Source organism: Dietzia aerolata, assembly GCF_014144865.1.
Lineage (GTDB): Bacteria > Actinomycetota > Actinomycetes > Mycobacteriales > Mycobacteriaceae > Dietzia > Dietzia aerolata.
The window spans coordinates 1-3,241 of record NZ_JAALDM010000266.1 but is presented as its reverse complement, the minus strand read 5'-3'; the positions used below and the strand labels follow the sequence as shown (position 1 = coordinate 3,241).

Annotated in this window: 3 protein-coding genes and 1 pseudogene; 1 reads left to right on the top strand and 3 read right to left on the bottom strand. The window is 67.0% G+C overall.

Annotated elements, in window-relative coordinates; genetic code table 11:
• The 3 genes and pseudogenes from G6016_RS14425 to G6016_RS14415 form a co-directional block, all read right to left on the bottom strand.
• Positions 1-218 (bottom strand): annotated as a pseudogene (locus tag G6016_RS14425) (hypothetical protein); the annotation flags it as partial.
• The gene (locus G6016_RS14420; protein WP_182633313.1) at positions 215-1,021 is read right to left on the bottom strand and encodes a helix-turn-helix domain-containing protein; all 807 of its coding nucleotides are present in this window, start codon (positions 1,019-1,021) and stop codon (positions 215-217) included. The gene G6016_RS14420 and the pseudogene G6016_RS14425, both read right to left, overlap by 4 nt.
• Before the next feature lie 128 nt (positions 1,022-1,149).
• On the bottom strand, positions 1,150-1,416 hold the full coding sequence (locus G6016_RS14415; RefSeq protein WP_182633312.1) for a hypothetical protein: 267 nt from the start codon (positions 1,414-1,416) through the stop codon (positions 1,150-1,152).
• A gap of 362 nt (positions 1,417-1,778) precedes the next feature.
• Here G6016_RS14415 and eno point away from each other — a divergent pair, with 362 nt between their 5' ends.
• On the top strand, positions 1,779-3,056 hold the full coding sequence (eno, locus tag G6016_RS14410; protein ID WP_182633311.1) for a phosphopyruvate hydratase: 1,278 nt from the start codon (positions 1,779-1,781) through the stop codon (positions 3,054-3,056).
• Positions 3,057-3,241: the final 185 nt, after the last annotated feature.

Below are 3,241 nucleotides of genomic sequence, written 5' to 3'. Positions count from 1 at the left end.
CCGGCGAGCGCGCGCCACGCGTCGCGCCGCCGCCCACTACGCGCGCGCAGCGACCGGTATCGCCGCAAGTAGTCGCCCACGACCGCCGCGCCGAGTGGCACCTCCACCGCGAGGAAGAGGGCCAGCGCCGTGCCGGGGCCGATCGCCCCGGTGGCGAGCAAGGTCGCATCAAGTACGACGACGACAACACCAATCACCGGCAACAGTCGCCATTTCATGGGATCACGTCCAGGGCGTGGAGGGTCCGTCCGACAACCTCGCGTTGGGCGGCATCTGGCAGCAGTTGCTCAAGAGTGGGCCCATTCGAGTCGGCCCCTCCGCTCTCCACAACTTCCTCCGGAGTCTGTCCGTCCGTGGCACCCGTGACGAGTGCGCGGATGTCGTCATCGCCGACCAGTGTCTCGACCAGGCGGGCGATCTCCGGCTCCACCTCCGCTGGCCGCCGACCGTGAATTCGCTGGAATCCGGCTAGCAGGTCCAGGTAGTCGCGGCGCCGGTCGGCATCGGCCCCGATGGCCACGTAGCTCCTGGCCAGCGCCTCGGGGAAGTCTCCGTTGAGGGCGACGAGGTCGAGCATGTCGTGCTCACGATCCACGAGCGCGACGAGTTCGGGATCGTCTGCCGCGTCGGCTTTACAGATGTCGAGGGCGCGTGTCACGGGCTCGGGCAGCAGCCCTGGCGGCAGTCCATCGGCGGCTCGGCGGGCAATCACGTCCAGTCGGTCCCGCTGCCGGGTGAGCTGCGCGATCTGCTCGTCGATCCCGTCGCGAATCGCGGCCAGGTCCGCGGCGGCGTCCGGGCTGGCGACTGTATCCGCGTCCAGCATCGCTCCGATTTCACGCAGCGGCACTCCGGAGTCGGAGAGGAACGCGATCCGGGCGATCCGGGCGAGGTCAGCCACGTCGTAGTCGCGGTACCCGCCCGACGTCCGCGCGGGCTCGTCCATCACACCGATCCGGTGGTAGTGCCGAATGCTGCGCGCGCTGATCCCGACCAGCCGCGCGATCTCACCGATTCTCATGCCTTGATCATGAACCTTGACACTGTGACAAGGTCAAGCACGGTGTTGTGGATGCGCAGAATATCTGCAGCATGCCCTGTGAAAAAAGTTGAGATCGCTCTCTGTCAACCTGTTGTGAGTCAGTTGGTTTAGTTTGTGGGCTGTTTTTCTTTGGGGAGATTGATTCCGACGAGGTCTGCCGGTGCCGGCGTTCTAGGTCGCTCGTGGAAGCGTTCTCGGTGGCGTAGGTAGTAGTTCTGCAGCGCCTGGTCGCGGGTCTTCCACGTCTGCTCCCAGGAGCCGTCGCCGACCTGGGCGGGTGAGAACAGGGCGATCCCGGAGTGCCGGTGTTCGTGGTTGTACCAGTGCACGTAGCCGGTCAGGTAGTCGTGCGCGGCCTCGAGTGTGTCGAACACTCGGGGGAAGTCGGGCCGGTTTTCGACAATGGCCAAGTTGACGAACGACCGCCGTAAACCGCTGCTCAAGTTTCTACTCACTCCGCGTATCCAACGAACGACCCCCAGAAGTAGGGCCTGAGTTTCTCGGTCCAACCTCTGGGGGTCGTGCAATCCCGTTCGAACGATGCGTGCGGGCCCCTCTACCCGATGGAGCGCAGCGAAACGCGAGGCAAATGGGGTGCCCCACCGCCTCCCGGCGCAGCCTCGGCGCGCCCGGCGGGGCAACGTGGAACAATGGCCCCCGGTGCCGCCGTCGCAGCGTGGTGCCAGCCCACAAGGCATAGCCACACAAGGTCCCAAGACTTCCCCAAGGAGTACAGATGGCGCTTATCGAGCAGGTCGGAGCCCGGGAGATCCTCGATTCGCGAGGCAACCCCACCGTCGAGGTGGAGGTGCTTCTGGATGACGGCTCGTTCGGCCGCGCGGCCGTGCCGTCGGGCGCGTCGACCGGTGCCCACGAGGCTGTTGAACTTCGCGACGACGACGAGCGGTACCTCGGCAAGGGTGTGACCAAGGCCGTGGAGGCCGTTCTGGACGTGCTCGCTCCCGCGGTGATCGGCATTCCTGCCGAGGACCAGCGCCTTGTCGATGAGGCCCTGCTCGATGCGGACGGAACGCCGAACAAGGCTTCGGTCGGCGCCAACGCGGTCCTCGGCGTCTCGCTCGCGGTGGCCCGCGCCGCCGCGGAGTCGGCGAACCTGGAGCTGTACCGGTTCATCGGCGGCTCCAACGCGCACGTCCTGCCGGTGCCGATGATGAACATCCTCAACGGTGGCGCCCACGCCGACTCGGGCGTCGACGTCCAGGAGTTCATGATCGCGCCGATCGGTGCGCCGACGTTCCGTGAGGCCCTGCGTATGGGCACCGAGGTGTACCACAACCTCAAGGCCGTGCTGAAGGAGAAGGGCCTGTCCACGGGCCTGGGCGACGAGGGCGGGTTCGCGCCGTCGGTCGACTCCACCAAGGCTGCGCTCGATGTGATCGTGGAAGCCATCAACAAGGCCGGCTACAAGCTCGGCACCGACGTGGCGCTCGCGCTCGACGTTGCCGCCACCGAGTTCTTCAAGGACGGCAAGTACCACTTCGAGGGCAAGCAGCTCTCCGCCGCCGAGATGGCGGACGTCTACGCGGGCCTGGTCTCCGAGTACGCCCTGGTCTCGATCGAGGACCCGCTCGACGAGGACGACTGGGACGGCTGGAAGACCCTCACCGACATGATCGGCGACAAGGTCCAGCTGGTGGGCGACGACCTGTTCGTCACCAACCCGCAGCGTCTGGCCGAGGGCATCGAGAAGGGCTTGGCCAACGCGCTGCTGGTCAAGGTCAACCAGATCGGCACGCTCACCGAGACGCTGGACGCCGTGGAGCTGGCCCACCGCAACCGCTACGCCAGCATGATGAGCCACCGCTCGGGCGAGACCGAGGACACGACCATCGCCGACCTCGCGGTGGCCTGCAACTGTGGCCAGATCAAGACCGGCGCCCCGGCCCGTTCGGAGCGCGTGGCCAAGTACAACCAGCTGCTGCGCATCGAGGAGATGCTCGGCGACGCGGCCCGGTACGCCGGTGCAGGTGCCTTCCCGCGTTTCAGTGCGTGATCAACGCAGTAAGGCCTGACAGTAGAAGTCACGGCTATTAGGACAGGTAGTCGAGAGGAGGGCTGATGGCCCGCCCACCGCGCCCCTCGGACCGCCGGGGTGACGGACGCGAACGCGCGTCGTCCCGGCGGCCCGGGGAGGCGTCGGGTCCTCTCCGGCGCCGCAGTACCGACCGCCGCGGCACC

What these genes read in the sequence shown, in the direction of transcription:
- G6016_RS14420 (WP_182633313.1), bottom strand. Translation starts at nt 1,021, where the DNA reads ATGAGAATCGGTGAGATCGCGCGGCTGGTCGGGATCAGCGCGCGCAGC.
- eno (WP_182633311.1), top strand. Translation starts at nt 1,779, where the DNA reads ATGGCGCTTATCGAGCAGGTCGGAGCCCGGGAGATCCTCGATTCGCGA.